Consider the following 17,217-nt stretch of genomic DNA (forward strand, 5'->3'; position numbering starts at 1 on the left):
GCAGAACCTACTCGTTGATAGCGTTGGCTCATGAACAGGCCCTCCACGCCGACTCGTGAAAACTCCGCCTTAATCCAACCGGACGTTCGAGTGCGAGGCGCTCGCGAGCACAACCTCAAAGACATCGACTTGTCGGTACCGCGTGACGCCATGGTGGTCTTCACCGGTGTCTCTGGCTCAGGTAAGTCCTCGCTGGCGTTCGGCACCCTATATGCGGAGTCTCAGCGACGCTACTTAGAGTCGGTGGCACCGTATGCGAGGCGACTCATCGACCAGGCGGGAGTCCCCGACGTCGATTCCATTACCGGAATGCCGCCCGCGGTGGCGCTGCAACAACAACGCGGCGGGAGCAGCACCCGGTCATCGGTCGGAAGCATCACGACGCTCTCCAGCTTGGTCCGCATGCTGTATTCCCGCGCGGGTCAGTATCCAGATGGGCAGCCGATGCTCTATGCGGAGGACTTCTCGACCAACACGGTCCAGGGCGCATGCCCGGAATGCCACGGGATCGGACGCGTCTATGACGTGCCGGAGGAAAAGATGGTCCCCGATCCGACACTGACTATCCGGGAACGCGCAATCGCCGCATATCCCACGGCCTGGCACGGTCACCAGCTGAGGGACGTCCTCGTTGCGCTTGGCTACGACGTCGACATTCCGTGGAAAGACCTCGCCAAGAAGGACCGCGACTGGATCCTGTACACGGACGAAACGCCCTACGTGCCGGTTCACTCACGACTCACCCTTGCTGAAGCACGTGAAGCCATAGCCGCGGGCGTCGAGCCCACCTACTCGGGAACCTTCGTAGGGGTGCGACGCTATGTCCTTGACACATTCGCGAACACGAAGAGCAGCTCGATGAAACGCCGTGTCTCGGAGTTCCTCACAGTGGCCCCGTGCCCCGCATGCCATGGCAAACGGTTGAAGCCTGAGGCGCTTTCGGTGACATTCGAGGGGCTCGACATCGCCGACTTTTCACAGATGCCCTTGCGTGAGCTCATGTCGTTGATCCAAGCCGCAGTCGCTGAGGCCGCAGACGCAACTCCTGATGCCCGTGATGAGGTTTCCTCATCGGGTGAGGCCCTCGACGAGGCCCTGCGTCGCGAAGCGGATGAACAGCGCGTGGCAGCCGGAGGGTCGGCCCATTCCACGGCCCCTGATGTCCGCCGAACTCCAAACCAATCGGTCGAAAAACTTGCGGCAACCGTCCGCTTAGGGTCTGGACTCATCGATCGCATTCGTCCGATCATTGATCTCGGTCTGGGCTACCTGTCCTTGGATCGCACGACGCCGACGCTCTCAGGTGGCGAACTTCAGCGGCTGCGTTTGGCAACCCAGCTCACTTCCGAACTCTTCGGCGTCGTGTACGTGCTGGACGAACCCTCTGCCGGGCTCCACCCGCAAGATGTCAGTGCACTGTTGGACATCCTCGACGGGCTCAAGGAAAGTGGCAACAGTCTCTTCATCGTCGAGCACTCCGTCGACGTGATGCGCCACGCGGATTGGCTTGTCGACATCGGGCCGGCCGCAGGTGAACGTGGAGGTCGTGTCATCTATAGCGGACCGACCGAAGGTCTGGCCGAAGTCGAGGAATCCGTCACTCGAGGTTATCTCTTCGGCGGCAGCGGGCTCCCTCCTCATCAGCCAAGGAAGCCACAAGGATGGTTGCGTTTTGAGAATATCGGACGCAACAATCTGCGGAACATCTCAGTCGAGATCCCGTTACACGCATTCACCGCAGTCACAGGTGTGTCGGGGTCGGGCAAATCCAGCCTCGTGAGCCAAGTTGTCCCCACTTTGGTCAGCGAGCATCTCGGACGCCCCATCAAGACTGACGAGCCAGTGCTCGACGGCGATGAATTGCTGCTTGCTGATGAGCCTGAAGAGCTCAAGGGTTCTGTCTCGGGAGACCTCAGTGAAATCCGCCGAGTAGTAAGCATCGATCAGAAGCCGATCGGACGAACACCTCGGTCGAACGTCGCAACGTACACAGGTCTGTTCGACCACGTGCGACGTCGATTCGCCGAGACCCCGGAAGCTCGTGCACGCGGCTACAAGCCCGGAAGATTCTCATTCAACGTCGCTGGTGGCCGGTGCCCGACTTGTGAGGGAGAGGGATCGGTCATGGTCGAGCTGCTCTTCCTCCCCTCCGTTTACACAGAGTGCCCTGACTGTCACGGCACCCGCTACCAGTCGAGCACACTCGAGATCCTCTGGCACGGACGCAATATCGCGGAGATCCTCGCAATGAGCGTCGCGGAGGCGCACGAATTCTTCGAGGGAGAGTTTGACATCATGCGCTCACTCACCGCGCTGGTCGACGTTGGACTCGGCTACCTGCGTCTGGGGCAACCCGCAACTGAGCTGTCCGGTGGTGAGGCCCAGCGAGTCAAGCTTGCCAGCGAACTGCAGCGCGCCCAAAGCGGCGACACGCTCTACGTGCTCGATGAACCGACTTCCGGATTGCACTGCGCCGACGCGGACCAACTCCTTACGCACTTACAAACGCTCGTCGACGCGGGGAATACCGTGGTCATGGTCGAGCTCGACATGCGAGTCATCGCACAGGCCGATCACGTCATCGATCTCGGGCCCGGTGCTGGGGACAACGGTGGACAAGTCGTCGCGACCGGCACTCCAGCAGAGGTGGCGACATCATCCAAGAGCGCGTCGGCACCGTATCTGGCAACTGCGCTCGAAGAGGCTGCTGCCGTGTAGGGGTGGAAGCAGTCGCTTCCTGAGGCAGCTGAGCGTATGATCACAGCTCGCGACACTCAGGTGTCAACGCGGCGTCGTTCACCGCCCACAGATTGATGGCGCGCATCGCGTCTGGCTCGCAGCAATCAGTGCGTCAAGCGATCAGCGGTCCAGATAGAACAGCGCCGCGTTGCCCCAAAACACGGCGTCGAGCTGCTCGGGTGAGAGTGCGTCCGCGACCGTGTTGAAGTCGCCGTTCTCGAATGGGCGGCGCGCGCGGGTCGAGGGCAGATCGGTGCCGACCATGAGGGCGGTCGGGTCGACCGACATGATTGCCTTGATCGTCGCGGCCGGGTCGAGCTCGACCCGGCCGAAGCCGGTCGCCTTCACTTTGACGCCCTGCTCGACGAGGCGCAGGAGGTTCGCAAGGCCGTCCCCGTGCATGCCGAGGTGGTCGATACTCGCCGCTGGCAGCGAGGCGATGCGGCGCGAGAGCTCGTCGTCGATCGTGCGGGCGTCGATATAGAACTCGGCGTGCCAGCCGGCAAGGTCGTACACGCGGCGGGCGAGCAGCTCGAGTTCATCGAGGTCAGCCGAGCCTCCGCGCGCGACGTTCAAGCGCACGGCGCGCACGCCGGCCGCGTTGAGGTCTCGGATGCGCTCGTCGCTCGTGTCGCTTGGGATCTGGGTGACGCCGACGTAGGTGGGGCCGAGGGCGGCGAGCGCGTCGATGAGATACCCCTGGTCGAACGCCTGAAACGACCACTCAACCTCCCCCTCACTTAGGGAGTGGGGGTGGGGGACTCGGTGAAGCCGAAGTCGACGGGGTCGGTGTAGTCCGGGGTCGAGGTCGGGCCCTCGTAAAAGATCTCCGAGAAGAAGGGCGTGAAGACGCAGCCCGAGAGCAGCACGATGCCGACGAGGGCGGCAGAGGCCGCAAACAGTCGACGAGAATTGCGCATACCCCCGAGCCTAAGCGCATCTGGCGGCCTGCTGCCACCTAAACTAAGGGCAACCACGCCCCGATCGAAAGCCGCCGCATGCACCTGAAGCGCCTCACCCTCAAGGGCTTCAAGTCGTTCGCGAAGCCCACCACCCTCGAATTCGAACCCGGCGTCACCTGTGTCGTCGGGCCGAACGGCTCGGGCAAGTCGAACGTCGTCGACGCGCTCGCCTGGGTGATGGGCGAACAGGGCGCGAAGTCGCTGCGCGGCGGCAAGATGGAGGACGTCATCTTCGCAGGCACCGCCACTCGCGGCCCGCTCGGCCGCGCCGAGGTGACGCTGACGATCGACAACGCCGACGGGGCGCTGCCGATCGAGTACAGCGAGGTGACGATCCAGCGCACCCTCTTCCGCACCGGCGGCAGCGAGTACGCGATCAACGGCGAGGGCGTGCGCCTGCTTGACGTGCAGGAGCTGCTCAGTGACTCGGGTCTCGGCCGAGAGATGCACGTCATCGTCGGCCAGGGTCGACTCGACACCGTGCTGCGCGCGACTCCCGAAGACCGCCGCGGCTTCATCGAAGAGGCGGCAGGCGTGCTCAAGCACCGCCGCCGCAAGGAAAAGACAGTGCGCAAGCTCGAGGGCATGGAGCAGAACCTCCAGCGCCTGCGCGACCTCGTCGCCGAGGTGCGCCGCCAGCTCAAACCGCTCGGCAAGCAGGCCGAGGTCGCCCGCCGCGCCCAGGGCATCGCCGCCGTCGTGCGCGACGCGAAGGCCCGCATCATGGCCGACGACGCCGTCACCCTGCGCGAGCAGCTGCGCGACGCCGGCAGCACCGAGCAGGAGCGCACGACCGAGCGCATGGTGCTCAAAGAGCAGCTTGACCGCGCGGTGCTGCGAATCCAGAACCTCCAGGAGGCGCAGCGCGGCGACGCCGTCGACCAGGCCCGCCGCGTCGCCTTCGACCTCGAGAGCGTGCGCGAGCGCCTCCGCAACTTCCTCATGCTCGTCGGCCAGCGCGAGTCGATGCTCCAGGCCCGCCTCGACGAGCCCGCGCTCACGGTGTCGATCTCGCAGCAGAGCGTCGCCGAGGCGCGCGCCGAGGCCGAGTCGCTTGAGGAGCGCGCCGCCGAGGCCGAGTCGGCCTGGCACGCGGCCCAGCAGGCAACTGCGCGGGCGCGCGCCGATCTCGACGCGCTCGACCGCGAGCTCGCGGCCCAGGCAGCGCTGCTCTCGCAGCATGAGCTGCGTACGACCGAACTCCAAGGCAAGGCGGATGCGGCGGCCGGCCGGCTCGCGGCCGTGCGCGGCGAGGTGCTCCGCGGCGAAAACTCGCGCCGAGCGGCGGCCGACCGGCTCACCGCGGCGAACCGCGAACTCACCGAGGTCGAATCGCAGGCGGAGGCCGGCGAGGCCGACTCGAGCGGGCTCGACGCCGACTACGCGCACGCGCAGGAGCAGGTCACGACGGCGCAGGCGGCCGTCGAGGAACTCCGCGACGAGCTCCACGGCCTCGAACGCGAACGGGATGCGCTCGACGCCCGCCGCAAGGCCCTCGCGCTCGCGGCCGAGGTGAACGACGGTGCCCAGGCACTCCTTGCGAGCACGCCCGACGGCGTGCGCGGCCGCGTCAGCGATCTGCTGCGCGTCGAGCCCGGCGACGAGCGCGCGATCACCGCCGCGCTCGGGGCGTTCGCCGACGCGATCGTCGCCGACACCGGCGGCGCCGCCCTCGACCTCGCGGCCGCCGCGAAGGAGTTCGGCAGCGTTCACCTCGTCGCCGAGCTCGCCGAGTCGCCGGCCGAGCAGGATCTCGCCGAACTCGCGACGCGGCTCGGGGCCGAGGTGGGCGTCGAGCTGCGGCCGGCCACCGCATCCGTCTCGGGCGACGCGACGATCGCGCGGCTGCTCACCCGCACCCTCATCGTCAACGAGCTGCCCGACGCCGACACCGCGGCGCGCCTGCTCAAAGAGTTGCCCGCCGGCACCCGACTCGTGAGCCGCGCGGGCGCCGCGATCGACGCCGCGACGCTCATCGCCCCCGGCGGCGACGCCGATTCGGGCGCGAGCCGCCTCGAACTCGTCGCCGAGCGCGACCGAGCGGCCGCGAGCCTCGAGCGCGTGCAGCAGGCGATCGACACCGCTTCGCTCACGCTCGCCGAGCACCGCGCGACCCTGAAGTCGGCGAAGGACGTCGCCGCCGCGGCCCTCGCGAAACTGCGCGGCTTCGACGCCGAACTCGCCGCCCGCCGCGAGGCGCTCAACCGGGCCAAGGCGCGCGTCGAGTCGGCGACCGCCGAACTCGCCCGCGCCGAGAAGTCGCACCAGCTCGCGAGCCAGAACGTCGACGAGGCGGTCGCGAAGGTCGAGGCCGCGAAGCGCGAGCTCGAGACCCACGAGTCGCAGCCGCGCCCCGTGTTCGACGCCTCGAAGCGGCAAGAGCTCGCGGATGCGGTCGAGGCCGCCCGCGAAGCCGAGGTCGAGGCGCGCCTCAGCCTCGAGACGCTTCGCGAGCGCCTGCGGAGCGAGCAGCTGCGCGCCGCCGAGCTCGTGAAGCAGCGCGACGCCGAGCGCGAGGCCGCCGAGAAGGCGGCGCGCGAGACGGTGCTGCGGCGCGCCGAACTCGAGCGCACGGCGGCGGTGCACGCGCGCATCCCGGCCCTCGAGCGCCAGGTCGACGCCTCGCTCGAGCAGGCCCGAGCCGAGCTCGTCGAGCGCGAGCGCGAGCGCGCCGAGCAAGACCGCGAGCTTGTCGAACTGCGCGAGCAGGAGGCGAAGCTGCGGGCACGGCTCAACCAGATCACCGAGGACGTGCACGCGCTCGAGCTGCAGATCTACGAGCGCAAGCTGCAGTTGTCGAACCTGCTCGAGCGCGCCGCGAGCGAGCTCTCCCTCGCCGAAGCGGTGCTCGTGGCCGAGTACGGCCCCGACCAGCCGGTGCCGACGGACGACGAGGGCGAGGAGCCCTACGATCGCGAGCGCCAGAAGCAGCGGCTCGCGCGTGCCGAGCGCGAGATGTCGCAGCTCGGGCGCATCAACCCGCTCGCCCTCGAGGAGTTCGCGGCGCTCGAGCAGCGCCACACCTACCTCGGCGAGCAGCTCGAAGACCTCGTGCGCACCCGCACCGACCTGCTCAAGATCGTCGACGATATCGACGTGCGCATGCGCGAGGTGTTCGCGGCCGCGTTCGACGACACCCGCGCGGCGTTCCACGAGGTGTTCCCCGTGCTGTTCCCGGGCGGCAGCGGCGACATCTCGCTCACGAACCCCGACGACCTGCTCACGACCGGCATCGAGGTCGCGGTGAAGCCCGCGGGTAAGAAGATCGACAAGCTCTCGCTGCTTTCGGGCGGCGAGCGCTCGCTCGCGGCGGTCGCCCTGCTTGTCGCGATCTTCAAGGCCCGGCCGAGCCCGTTCTACATCATGGATGAGGTCGAGGCCGCCCTCGACGACGCGAACCTCGGCCGCCTGCTCGAGGTGTTCGAGAGCCTACGCGAGTCGAGCCAGCTCATCGTCATCACGCACCAGAAGCGCACGATGGAGATCGCCGACGCGCTCTACGGCGTCTCGATGCACCGCGACGGCATCTCGACCGTGGTCGGTCAGCGGGTTCGCGAACTCGCCGAGACGTAGGATGAGACGACATGTTCTCGACAAAGGAGTCGCCATGTCTGACGTCCCTAAGCTGACCCCCGAGTTCGTTCATCGCAAGCCGCAGCACACGGCCGTGGTGCGCGGCGAGGGCGTGCCCGTCGAGCAGATGATCGCCTTTCTTGACGACGCCTTCACCGTGCTGCGGGCCGCCGTCGACGCGGCGGCGATCGCGCCCGATGGCTTCGCGTTCAGCCGCTACGACACCGAGCTCGTCGGCAACGTCACCGTCGAGGCGGGCATGCCGCTGCTCGCGCAGCTCGACTCGCCCCTCGAATTCAACGGCCTGACGATCGTGCCGGGCGAGCTACCTGGCGGCGAGCTCGCGCGGGCGATCCACGTCGGCCCGTACTCCGAGCTCGCCGACGTCTGGCAGGGCTTCCTCGGCGAGCTCACCGCGGCGGGCCGCGCGCCTCGCAAGCCCTACTGGGAGTCGTACCACGCCACCCCGGGCCCGGGCGCGGACCCGCAGGCGCTGCGCACCGAGCTCGTCGCCGTCATAGACTGACCCACCGAACCACCCGCACGAGAAGGAGCACCCATGAGCACGCAGCAGCTACCCCCTGACCTCGCCCGGGCCGGCCGAGCCCTCGCCCAGGTGTCCCGCGAAACCGTCGCCTCGGCGACCGGCTTCACCGTCGAACAGCTTCGCCAATTCGAGCTCAGCGAGGTGTCGATCACCGCCGACGAGAACCTCGCCCTGCGCCGCGCCCTCGAGCACTACGGCGTCGAGTTCTTCCCTGATGACGAGCACGGCGGCTACGGCGTGCGCCGCAAGTTCGGTGTGACGAGCTCGGCCCGCGTCGAGAACTGGGAAGACGAGGGCGGCATGCCCGGCGAGGACGACATCTAGGCGCCTAGAGCGCAAAGAACATCTCGTCGTAGAGCGCGGCGACGTGCGCCCGGGCCTCGTCGGCCGCGAGCGCGCGGTCGCCCGCGACGATGGCCTCGAGGATGCGCCGGTGCGCGTCGTTCGACGCGTGCAGGTGCTCGATCGGGTAGGGGATGAAGTAGGCGTAGAGCGACTCGAGCGCCGCGAAGTAGGTGTCGAGGCGATCGACGCCGGATGCTCGGGCCACTGCGTGATGGAACGCGCGGTCGGCGGCGTGGAACTCGGCCCAGTCGGTGGCGGCCTCGCCCAGGTCGACGGCGTCGCGGATGCTCGCGATCGCCGCGTCGTCGGCCGCCTGTGCCGCGAAGCTGGCGAGCGCCGACTCCATGAGCACGCGGCTGTCGACGAGCTCGCGCGCGGTTGAGCCGGCGGCGAAGAGGGCCTCGACCGCCGCATCCGCCGGGATCGTTGGCTCGCCGGCGACGAAGGTGCCGCCGCCCGCGCCGCGTCGGCGCACGAGCGTGCCGTCGGCGACGAGCGATTCGAGCGCGCGCCGGGTGGTGATCTCGCTCGCGTCGAGCCCCGCGGCGACGACGTGCGCCGAGCGGATGCGGTCGCCCGGCCGCAGCGTGCCGAGCCGCAGGGCGACGAGGATGCGCGCGCGCACCGACTCGAGCGCGCTCACCGGGCGCAGGCTCGCGACGGCGGGCGCCGGCTCGGGCGAATCGGGGGTTGAACGGGGCATGGCCTCAGCGTAGCGATGCCGGCTAAGCGCGGCGGCGAAGGCGTGGGCGAGGGCGCAATTGCGCTCGCGGCGGGCGGGGTGCATACTGACTCGAGTAAGTGATCACTGTGATCAATTTGCACGCCGTGACACCACCGTCACCGTGCGGCGCCCGAAGGAGGGACCGTGCCCCGTCACATCCGCATCGCCGCGGTGCAGGCAGCACCACACCCGATCAGCACCGCGCTCGACGCGTTCGAGCGCGAGGTCCGTGAGCTCGTCGCCGAGCATCGCCCCGACCTCGTCGTCTACCCCGAGCTGCACCTCTTCGGCGCCGACAACGCCGACCTCGAGGCACAAAACGCGCGCCTGCGCGACGGCGCCGTCGACCTCGACGAGTTCGTTGCGCCGTTACAAGACCTTGCGCGGGAGCTCGGCGTCTGGCTGTTGCCCGGCTCGCTCGTCGAACGTGCCGACGGCGACCCCTTTAATACCGCCGTGCTGCTCGCGCCGAGCGGCGAAATCGCCGGCCGCTACCGCAAGGTGTTCCCGTGGCGCCCCACCGAGCCCTACGCCTCGGGCGAGCGCTTCGAGGTCGTCGACCTGCCCGGCCTCGGCCGCGTCGGCATCTCGATTTGCTACGACGCCTGGTGGCCCGAGGCCACCCGCCACCTCGCCTGGATGGGCGCCGAGGTCGTGCTCAACATCGTCAAGACGACGACGCCCGACCGCAAGCAGGAGCTCGTGCTCGCGCAGGCGAACGCGATCGTGAACCAGAACTTCACCGTGAGCGTGAACACGGCCGGCCCGATCGGCCGCGGCCGCAGCATCGTCGTCGACCCCGAGGGCAGCCCGATCGCCACCGCCGGCGAGGCGCCCGAGGTGCTCGTCGTCGAGCTCGACCTCGACGAGGTCGCACGCGTGCGGCGCGACGGCACCGAGGGCTCGGTCGTGCCGTGGCGCCAGTTCGCCGACGGTGACGCCGCGGTGCCGCTGCCGCTCTACAACGGCCGACTCGACCCCACGACCTGGCGACCCGGCGCGGGCGCGTAGCCGCGCATCCGGCCGCTCAACCACTTCCCCCTCATCGCTCGAATGGACCAGCAATGACCGATACCACCCACCTCAACCGCACGCTCGGCCTGCGCTCGCTCGTGCTGTTCGGGCTCGCCTACCTCACCCCGATGATCGTGCTCGGCATCTTCGGCGTCATCGCGAGCGCGAGCGCCGGGGCGAGCGCCTCGGCCTACCTCATCGCGCTCATCGCGATGCTCTTCACCGCCGCGAGCTACGGGCGCCTCGCCGCCCGCTTCCCGGTCGCGGGCTCGGCGTACACCTACGTCGGCCGCTCGATCGACGGCCGCGCCGGGTTCCTCGTCGGCTGGGCCGTTCTGCTCGACTACCTGTTCCTGCCCATGGTGATCTGGCTCATCGGCGCCTCGTACCTCTCGACGGCGGTGCCGGGCGTGCCGAGCTGGGTGTGGATCATCGCATTCATTCTCATCACGACCGCGCTGAACATCATCGGCATCAAGGTGGCCGACCGCGTGAACTTCGTGCTCATGGCCTTCCAGTTCCTCGTCATCGCAATCTTCGTCGTGCTCAGCATTGCGAGCGTCGTGGGCGCGGATGGTGCGGACGCGCTCGTGAGTGCCTCGCCGTTCGTGGGCGAGAACGCCCAGTTCTCGAACGTCATCGCGGCGGCGGCGGTCGCGGCCTACTCGTTCCTCGGCTTCGACGCCGTCACGACGCTCACCGAAGAGACGAAGAACCCGCAGAAGGTCATGCCCCGCGCGATCCTGCTCATCGCCCTCATCGGCGGCGGCATCTTCATCGTCGTCACCTACTTCACGCAGCTCGTGCATCCGGGCGGCACTTTCACCGACGAGTCGTCGGCCGCGTTCGAGATCGCGCAGACGATCGGCGGCAACGTGTTCTCGGCGATCTTCGTCGCGGGCCTCATCATCGCCCAGTTCACCTCGGGCCTCGCCGCGCAGGCCTCGGGCTCGCGCCTGCTCTACGCGATGGGCCGCGACGGTGTGCTGCCAAAGCGCATCTTCGGGGTCCTCCACCGCGGCTTCCAGACCCCGTGGGGCTCGATCGTCGTCGTCGGTGTCGTGGGCCTCATCGCGATGTTCCTCGACGTCGCCACGTCGACCTCGTTCGTGAACTTCGGCGCGTTCATCGCCTTCGCGATGGTGAACATCTCGGTCATCGTGCTCGCCGTGAAGGCACGTCGCGAGGGCAAGCGGGTCAACGTGCTGCTCGACTACGTCGCGCCCTCGATCGGCGCGATCGTCATCATCGGCCTGCTCACGCAGCTCGACTCGAACGCCCTCATCATTGGCGCCGTCTGGCTCGTGATCGGCATCGTCATTCTTGCGTCGCTCACGGGTGGCTTCCGCCGGCAGCCGCCGCAGGTCGAGGGCGAGGCGTTCTCGGGCTAGCGCGAGCGCCGCGCCGCGGCGCTAATGACAGTGGCGCTGTCAGCGATGCGGCTGAGTGGAAGTGGCGCTGACGGCCTCGGGGAGCGCGAATGCCTTCGCCGGACCCAGACGTTCACGACGTGCCAGGCAACTCCCTCGACGCCAACCTTGCGGAGCATCTTGCGCGCGCCGAGGTGAATCAGTGCATCTCGTAAGGCCCGGTCGCACGCGTCGTTGCGCATGCGCGGCACCCGAGCGACCGAAGTGAACGCCGACCTAACCGGGTCTCAGCCTCGCGGGTACTCAGCGAGTGCCACGACGGTCGCGATCGCCGCCTCCGCCGCCTCGGCGCCCTTGCGCTCGAGCGAGCCGGGCAGGCCCGAGCGCTCGAGGGCCTGCCCGACGGTGTCGCAGGTGAGGACGCCGAAGCCGACGGGAATGCCGGTGTCGAGCGCGACGCGACCGAGCCCATCCGTCGCCGCGTGGCAGACATAGTCGAAGTGCGGGGTGCCGCCGCGCACGACGACGCCGAGCGCGACGATCGCGTCGGGCGCCTGGGGGCTGCAGGCGATGCGCATCGCCGCGACCGAGAGCTCGAAGGTACCGGGCACGCGGATCACCTCGGCGGTGCCGCCGGCCGCCTCGACGACGGTGATGGCGTCGGCGAGCATCGCGTCGGTGATGTCGCGGTGCCAGCTCGCGACGACGATCGCGACGCGCAGCGAGCCCGCCGACGAGTCGAGGTGCGAGAGATTAATGGTGGGGGCGCCTTCGCGGCTCATGCAACGGTCCTTTCGTGAGAGGTGCGGTGCGCCCGCAGCTCGGCAATGGTGATGAGGGGGAGGCCCTCGCGCTCGGCGAGCGCGGCGGCCTCGGGGTAGCGCATGACCTCGCCCGAGTCGTGCACGAGCTCGGCGATCGCGCCGACCTCGCCCGTGCCGGCAAGGCGCATAAGGTCGACGGCTGCCTCCGTGTGGCCGGCGCGGGCGAGCACGCCGCCGGGCACGGCGCGCAGCGGCAGCACGTGGCCGGGGCGGATGAGGTCGCTCGGCTTCGCGTCAGGGTTCGCGAGCGCGCGCAGCGTCGTCGCGCGGTCGGCGGCCGAGATGCCCGTAGTGATGCCGACGGCGGCGTCGACCGAGACGGCGTAGGCGGTGCGCAGCGAGTCCTGGGTCTGCGCGACCATGAGGGGCAACTCGAGGGCATCGGCACGTGCCGCCGGCAGGGGCGCGCAGAGGTAGCCGGAGGAGTGGCGCACGACCCAGGCGACCCACTTCGCACTCGCGCGATCGGCGGCGAAGATCGCGTCGACCTCGTTCTCGCGGTCGGCCGCGTCGGCGACGAGCACGGGCAGACCGGCGCGGAGGGCGTCGATGGCCCGATCGAGGTCGGGGGAGCCGGTCGTGCTCATCGCGCCTCCTCCTCTCGCCACTGCAGCATGCGCTCGACGTACTTCGCGAGCACGTCGACCTCGAGGTTCACGCGGGCGCCGACCTCGAGGGCACCGAGCGTCGTGTCGCGCGAGGTCGTCGGGATGATCGAAACGCCGAAGCCGCGCGCCGTGACGCCGGTGACGGTGAGCGAAATGCCGTCGACTGCGACCGAGCCCTTCTCGGCGACGTATCGCAGCAGCTCGCGGGGCGCCTCAAACACGAGGTCATCCCAGCGCTCGCCCGCGGTGCGGGAGGCGAGGGTCGCGACCCCGTCGACGTGGCCCTGCACGATGTGCCCGCCGAGTCGGGCGGATGCGGCGAGCGCGCGCTCGAGGTTGACCGGCGCGCCGGGCGCGAGGTCGCCGAGCGCGGTGCGGCGCAGCGTCTCGGGCAGCACGTCGGCGGTGAAGCTGCCGTCGGCGACCGTGACGACGGTGAGGCAGACGCCGCTGACGGCGATCGAGTCGCCGGGGGTGGCATCGTCGGTGACGCGGGGCGCGCGGATCTCGAGGCGAGCATCCGGCTGCCCCGGCTCGTGGTCGAGGCGCAGCACCTCGCCGCGCGCTTCGATGAGTCCAGTGAACATTTCAGGCTCCTTCTGGGGTGGGGTCGGTGGCGCGGCGGGCGCGCAGGAAGACGTCGGGGCCGAGGGGCTCGGGGGCGTCGAAGCGCCAGCGGCGCGCGTTGGCGAGCGTGCTGACGCCGAACGGTGCGACCGCGGCGGTGCCTTCGCCGAGCAACAGCGGCGCGAGGTAAACGTGCAGTTCGTCGACGACATCCGCGCGCAGCAGCGCCGCGGCGACGGTCGCGCCGCCCTCGACGAGGACGTGGTGGATGTGCCGCTCGGCCAGCTCGGCGAGCGCCACGGTGACGTCGTGGGTGCGCAGCTGCAGCAGCGGCGCGAGGCCGGCGCGCAGCTGGGCGGATGCGGGCAGCTCGCGGGCGCCGAGCACGACCCGAACCGGCTGCTCGGGCAGGAGGGCGCCTTCGGGCGTGCGGGCCGTGAGCGCGGGATCGTCGGCGAGGGCGGTGCCGGTGCCGACGGCGATGGCGTCGACCCGGCCGCGGACGCCGTGCGCGTGGGCCCGCGCGGCGGGGGAAGTGATCCACTGGCTCGTGCCGTCGGCGGCGGCGATCTTGCCGTCGAGCGTCAACGCGAGCTTGAGCGTGACGAAGGGGCGGCCGAGCCGAGCCGGCGTGGCCCAGGCGCGGATGAGCTCGCCGGCGCTCGCGGCCTCGAGGCCTGCGTACACCGTGGCGCCGGCGGCACGCAGCCGCGCGGCACCACCCGCTGCGGCGGGGTTCGGGTCGTCGACGGCATAGATGACCTCGTCGATGCCCGCGTCGAGCAGGGCATCGACGCACGGCCCGGTGCGGCCGGTGTGATTGCACGGCTCGAGGGTGACCACGGCGGTGGCGCCGCGCACGTCGAGGCCGCGAGCCCGCGCATCCGCGAGCGCCGCGACCTCGGCGTGCGCCGTGCCAGCGCCGCGGTGCCAGCCCTCGCCGAGCACCTCGCGCGGCGCCGAGGCCGGGCCGGGCGCGAGCAGCACGGCACCGACGCGCGGGTTTGGGCCGCGCTCGGGGCCGCGAGCGGCGAGCTCGATGGCGCGCCGCATCGCGTCGACGGGGGTGAGTTGCACTGCGTTTCCTTCCGGTGTCGAACCACACCGGGGAAACGAGACGCGTGCACGCAATCACGCCACTGCCGAGGAGACCTCGGCAGCCATGCACCTCCCATCCAGACTTTGACTGTCGGCTCTGGAATTCCACCAGATCAGCGCGGCTCGTGCCCGACGCCGAGGCGTCGGGCACGGGCTGCGGTCGCGGGCTATCACCGCCGGTTCGGACTTTCACCGACCCCGGAGCATGTTGCTGGCGGTAACCCTACGCAGCCGCACCCCGTGCCACAAGACCCCCGTCGTAACACTTCGCCACGCGCGCTAGGCGTCGAACAGCGCCTGCCCGGGGAAATCGCCGGTCACCGGCGGGATCGCGAACACCGCCGAGCCGATCGGCGTCGTCCAGGTGTTGAGCAGGTCGGCGTCGGCGAGGCGCTGCTGAATCGGCACGTACTGCAGCGTCGGATTCGCCTGGAACGACGCGAACAGCAGCCCCGAGTTCGAGACCTGCGCGCCCTGGCCGCCCACCGCATCCTCGCCCGCCGCAGGGGAGACGGGGAGGTCGTAGTTGTAGGGCTGGCGGAAGATGCGCTGGCTCGGGTCGTCGGGGCGCGAACGCCGCACGTGGCTCGCCGCGTTGATCACGGTGAAGCCCTGCGGGGTGACCGCCTCGAAGTCGGGCTCGTCGTGCTCGTGCGTGCCGGTGAGCGGCGCGCCCGTGTCGAGGCGGCGCCCCACCGAGGCCTCGCGGCCGGGCCGGTCGACCTCGTCCCACGTCTCGAGGTTCATCTCGATGCGCCGCAGCACGAGGCTCGTGCCGCCCTGCAGCCAGCCCGGTTCGGTAATGCGCACGACCGTCTCGAACTCGTCGGTGCCCGGGATCGGGTTCGAGGTGCCGTCGAGTTGCCCGAACAGGTTGCGCTGCGTCGTGGCGGGCTTCGCGACGCCGTGGGCGTTGCGGAACCCCTGCTGCTGCCAGCGAATCGTCGTGTACGCCCGCGCATCCTTGAGCAGCATGCGCTGCGCGTGCGCGACCGCGAGCGGGTCGTCGCCGGTCACGAGCAGCAGCAGCTCGCCCTCGCTCCAGTGATCCTCGAGCGCATCGATCGAGAACGCCGGCAGCTGCGCGAGCCACTCGGGCCGCGCGGCGGGGTTCACCCGCTCGACGAGGCCCGGGCCGAAGCCGAACGTCACCGCGAGGTTCGCGGGCTGCTCGGCGAGCTCGGGCTCCTGGTCGCCGATCGGCGCGGCGCCCTGGGTGAGGCGCGTCGCGTCGTCGTGGAGGAGCCCCAGCAAGCTCGCGATGCGGTCGCGCTCGAGCCCCGGTGCGAGGTCGAGCCCGATGAACACGGCGTGCGCCGACTCGACGCCGAGGCCCGGCGGCAGGGATGCGTCGTTCGCCTCGCGGCGCTGCTGGCCGAGCGGCGCGGCCTCGGTGAGGCGCTCGTTCAGGCGCACCCCCGCCACGCCCGCGGCCGCGCCGACGCCGATGGCGGCGGCGCCGACGAGCACGTCGCGGCGCCGCGGCCCCCGAACGGCGGCCATGACTAGTGCCCCTCGTGCCCGGACTCGGGCGCGTAGGTTTCTTCGGCGCCGGTGTACTCCTTCGCCGTCGCGGTGAAGTCGACCTCGGTGCCGTCGTCGAGCGTCAGCGTCACCGCGACCTCGTCGCCGGGCTCGATCGCCGACTCGAGGCCCATCGGCATGATGTGGTTGCCACCGGGCTGCAGCTCGAGCGTCTCGCCGTCGGCGATCGCGAAGCCGCCCTCGATCTCTTGCATGAGGCTCGAGCCGTCGGACTGCACGATCGTCTCGTGCAGCTCGGTCATCGAGGCGCCCTCGACCGTGGCTGACTCGATGACGACATCGTGGCCCGACGTGTTCTCGATCGACGCGAACACGCCGGTCATGTCGGTATCGGTCGCCTTCACCCACGGGTCGGTGATGATGAGGGCCGCGTCGTCGGCGCCGGCCTGGGCGCCGCTGCAGCCGGCGAGGGTGGCGGCGAGGAGGCCCGCCGCGGCGAGTGCGGTGAGGGTCCGGAAGGTCGTGGTGGCGGTACGGAAAATAGACATAGGGATGCTCCTGAGTGCGTTGGCGATGTGGCAGGGCCGGGGGTCGTCGCGCACAGCGAGCACCCCGTCTGCCGGGGGAGCTACGCCAGGATGGAGTGCGCGAGGAATACGCGCGACGGCGGCCCTCGTCGGGGTGCCGTCGCGGCGACGCGGGCCGCGAGGCGCGGCACCCACGGCAGCGCGAGGGGTGCCGGGGCCGCGCTCGGGCGCGGCGTGACGGCCCGCACGAGCACGAGCAGGAACGCGAAGAACTCGCGCGCCGTCGTGGCGACGAGCCTCAGGCGGCGCAGGATCGCCTCACCGAAGAACAGGACGAGCGTCGTCGCGAGCGCCGCGACGCCGTGCATCGCCCACATGAGTGGGGTGTCGTGGCCGAGGTGCACCGAGACCGACGCTGACTGGGTGTGCGCGGCGATCGCGCTCGCCATCTCGGCGTTCGACGCGTGGTGGTGTGCGAGGGTGCCGCCGCCGACGCCGGCGGGCGCGCCGATCGTGAAGATCGCGTGGAACACGAACTGGCTCAGCCCGACCGAGAGGCCGAGCCGCAACCAGCTTGAGCGAATCGGCGTGAGCCAGAGCGAGAACACGTAGGCGAGCGCGAGCGGCACGAGGATGCCCGCGAGGCCCGGCAGTTCGCCGCCGGCGATGAGGTGCGAGGCGAGCGCGACGAAGGTTGAGAACGATGCGGCGACGAGCGCGAGGCGCATCCGTCGCCGACGAGTCGCGGCGCGCGAACGCGAGTCGACGCCCGGCGCGGGCACGTTCTCGAGGCGCAGCAAACTCACAGCTCTACGATACGTCGTAATCACGTCG

The 17,217-nt window shown here is 69.9% G+C and carries 16 protein-coding genes and 1 riboswitch; of the genes, 6 read left to right on the forward strand and 10 right to left on the reverse strand.

What is annotated here, in order from left to right; all coding sequences use genetic code 11:
- The first annotated feature begins 30 nt into the window (after nucleotides 1-30).
- A complete protein-coding gene (locus tag M3M28_RS02495; protein ID WP_349305338.1) occupies nucleotides 31-2,718 on the forward strand; it encodes an excinuclease ABC subunit UvrA in 2,688 nt (895 codons plus the stop codon).
- Nucleotides 2,719-2,859: 141 nt separating this feature from the next.
- Here M3M28_RS02495 and M3M28_RS02500 read toward each other — a convergent pair whose 3' ends face one another.
- Together M3M28_RS02500 and M3M28_RS02505 are read right to left on the reverse strand one after the other, a co-directional pair.
- A complete protein-coding gene (locus tag M3M28_RS02500) occupies nucleotides 2,860-3,429 on the reverse strand; it encodes an amidohydrolase family protein (RefSeq protein ID WP_349305348.1) in 570 nt (189 codons plus the stop codon).
- A 50-nt stretch (nucleotides 3,430-3,479) separates the two neighbouring features.
- Nucleotides 3,480-3,659, reverse strand: a complete 180-nt coding sequence (locus tag M3M28_RS02505; protein WP_249387279.1) for a hypothetical protein — start codon at nucleotides 3,657-3,659, stop codon at nucleotides 3,480-3,482.
- A gap of 78 nt (nucleotides 3,660-3,737) precedes the next feature.
- Between M3M28_RS02505 and smc the strand changes: the two genes are divergently transcribed.
- The 3 genes from smc to M3M28_RS02520 are packed head-to-tail and all read left to right on the forward strand — an operon-like array spanning nucleotide 3,738 to nucleotide 8,145.
- Nucleotides 3,738-7,274, forward strand: a complete 3,537-nt coding sequence (gene smc / locus M3M28_RS02510) for a chromosome segregation protein SMC (protein ID WP_249387280.1) — start codon at nucleotides 3,738-3,740, stop codon at nucleotides 7,272-7,274.
- Nucleotides 7,275-7,308: 34 nt separating this feature from the next.
- Complete coding sequence (locus M3M28_RS02515) at nucleotides 7,309-7,800, forward strand: GyrI-like domain-containing protein (protein ID WP_249387281.1); 492 nt, start codon at nucleotides 7,309-7,311, stop codon at nucleotides 7,798-7,800.
- Between the two features lie 33 nt (nucleotides 7,801-7,833).
- Nucleotides 7,834-8,145: a hypothetical protein gene (locus tag M3M28_RS02520; RefSeq protein WP_249387282.1), complete on the forward strand. Its 312-nt coding sequence runs from the start codon at nucleotides 7,834-7,836 to the stop codon at nucleotides 8,143-8,145.
- Nucleotides 8,146-8,149: 4 nt separating this feature from the next.
- Here the strand turns inward: M3M28_RS02520 and M3M28_RS02525 are convergent, their stop codons facing one another.
- Complete coding sequence (locus M3M28_RS02525) at nucleotides 8,150-8,869, reverse strand: FadR/GntR family transcriptional regulator (RefSeq protein ID WP_249387283.1); 720 nt, start codon at nucleotides 8,867-8,869, stop codon at nucleotides 8,150-8,152.
- A 165-nt stretch (nucleotides 8,870-9,034) separates the two neighbouring features.
- Here M3M28_RS02525 and M3M28_RS02530 point away from each other — a divergent pair, with 165 nt between their 5' ends.
- Nucleotides 9,035-9,901, forward strand: coding sequence for a carbon-nitrogen hydrolase family protein (locus M3M28_RS02530; protein WP_249387284.1), 867 nt, complete (start codon nucleotides 9,035-9,037; stop codon nucleotides 9,899-9,901).
- Nucleotides 9,902-9,954: 53 nt separating this feature from the next.
- Entirely contained in the window at nucleotides 9,955-11,295 is a 1,341-nt protein-coding gene (locus tag M3M28_RS02535; protein WP_249387285.1) for an APC family permease, read from the forward strand.
- 266 nt (nucleotides 11,296-11,561) lie between these two features.
- On the opposite strand, the gene ribH is transcribed toward M3M28_RS02535, so the two are convergent.
- From ribH to M3M28_RS02570, 7 genes are all read right to left on the reverse strand, one after another.
- Nucleotides 11,562-12,056: a 6,7-dimethyl-8-ribityllumazine synthase gene (gene ribH / locus M3M28_RS02540; protein ID WP_249387286.1), complete on the reverse strand. Its 495-nt coding sequence runs from the start codon at nucleotides 12,054-12,056 to the stop codon at nucleotides 11,562-11,564.
- Nucleotides 12,053-12,685, reverse strand: coding sequence for a 3,4-dihydroxy-2-butanone-4-phosphate synthase (gene ribB / locus M3M28_RS02545; RefSeq protein WP_349305339.1), 633 nt, complete (start codon nucleotides 12,683-12,685; stop codon nucleotides 12,053-12,055). Before ribB ends, ribH begins: the two co-directional genes overlap by 4 nt.
- Complete coding sequence (locus tag M3M28_RS02550; protein ID WP_249387287.1) at nucleotides 12,682-13,293, reverse strand: riboflavin synthase; 612 nt, start codon at nucleotides 13,291-13,293, stop codon at nucleotides 12,682-12,684. The genes ribB and M3M28_RS02550 overlap by 4 nt, the downstream gene beginning before the upstream one ends.
- Before the next feature lies 1 nt (nucleotide 13,294).
- Nucleotides 13,295-14,350 (reverse strand): bifunctional diaminohydroxyphosphoribosylaminopyrimidine deaminase/5-amino-6-(5-phosphoribosylamino)uracil reductase RibD, encoded by a 1,056-nt coding sequence (gene ribD / locus M3M28_RS02555; protein ID WP_249387288.1) that lies wholly within the window; start codon nucleotides 14,348-14,350, stop codon nucleotides 13,295-13,297.
- 82 nt (nucleotides 14,351-14,432) lie between these two features.
- A riboswitch (FMN riboswitch) is annotated at nucleotides 14,433-14,581 on the reverse strand.
- A 69-nt stretch (nucleotides 14,582-14,650) separates the two neighbouring features.
- Nucleotides 14,651-15,874 carry a Dyp-type peroxidase gene (locus tag M3M28_RS02560; protein ID WP_249387289.1) on the reverse strand — a complete coding sequence of 408 codons (1,224 nt, stop codon included), beginning with the start codon at nucleotides 15,872-15,874 and terminating at the stop codon, nucleotides 14,651-14,653.
- Nucleotides 15,875-15,876: 2 nt separating this feature from the next.
- Nucleotides 15,877-16,404 carry a copper chaperone PCu(A)C gene (locus M3M28_RS02565; RefSeq protein ID WP_249387290.1) on the reverse strand — a complete coding sequence of 176 codons (528 nt, stop codon included), beginning with the start codon at nucleotides 16,402-16,404 and terminating at the stop codon, nucleotides 15,877-15,879.
- 80 nt (nucleotides 16,405-16,484) lie between these two features.
- Nucleotides 16,485-17,189 (reverse strand): hypothetical protein, encoded by a 705-nt coding sequence (locus M3M28_RS02570; RefSeq protein ID WP_249387291.1) that lies wholly within the window; start codon nucleotides 17,187-17,189, stop codon nucleotides 16,485-16,487.
- Nucleotides 17,190-17,217 lie beyond the last annotated feature (28 nt).

Source organism: Gulosibacter sediminis (assembly GCF_023370115.1).
Lineage (GTDB): Bacteria > Actinomycetota > Actinomycetes > Actinomycetales > Microbacteriaceae > Gulosibacter > Gulosibacter sediminis_A.

Excerpts from the sequence above, each read along its gene's own strand:
- M3M28_RS02550 (WP_249387287.1), bottom strand. The coding sequence starts at position 13,293 with ATGTTCACTGGACTCATCGAAGCGCGCGGCGAGGTGCTGCGCCTCGAC.
- ribH (WP_249387286.1), bottom strand. The coding sequence starts at position 12,056 with ATGAGCCGCGAAGGCGCCCCCACCATTAATCTCTCGCACCTCGACTCG.
- M3M28_RS02525 (WP_249387283.1), bottom strand. The coding sequence starts at position 8,869 with ATGCCCCGTTCAACCCCCGATTCGCCCGAGCCGGCGCCCGCCGTCGCG.
- smc (WP_249387280.1), top strand. The coding sequence starts at position 3,738 with ATGCACCTGAAGCGCCTCACCCTCAAGGGCTTCAAGTCGTTCGCGAAG.
- ribB (WP_349305339.1), bottom strand. The coding sequence starts at position 12,685 with ATGAGCACGACCGGCTCCCCCGACCTCGATCGGGCCATCGACGCCCTC.
- M3M28_RS02535 (WP_249387285.1), top strand. The coding sequence starts at position 9,955 with ATGACCGATACCACCCACCTCAACCGCACGCTCGGCCTGCGCTCGCTC.
- M3M28_RS02565 (WP_249387290.1), bottom strand. The coding sequence starts at position 16,404 with ATGTCTATTTTCCGTACCGCCACCACGACCTTCCGGACCCTCACCGCA.
- M3M28_RS02495 (WP_349305338.1), top strand. The coding sequence starts at position 31 with ATGAACAGGCCCTCCACGCCGACTCGTGAAAACTCCGCCTTAATCCAA.
- M3M28_RS02560 (WP_249387289.1), bottom strand. The coding sequence starts at position 15,874 with ATGGCCGCCGTTCGGGGGCCGCGGCGCCGCGACGTGCTCGTCGGCGCC.
- M3M28_RS02520 (WP_249387282.1), top strand. The coding sequence starts at position 7,834 with ATGAGCACGCAGCAGCTACCCCCTGACCTCGCCCGGGCCGGCCGAGCC.
- M3M28_RS02515 (WP_249387281.1), top strand. The coding sequence starts at position 7,309 with ATGTCTGACGTCCCTAAGCTGACCCCCGAGTTCGTTCATCGCAAGCCG.
- M3M28_RS02505 (WP_249387279.1), bottom strand. The coding sequence starts at position 3,659 with ATGCGCAATTCTCGTCGACTGTTTGCGGCCTCTGCCGCCCTCGTCGGC.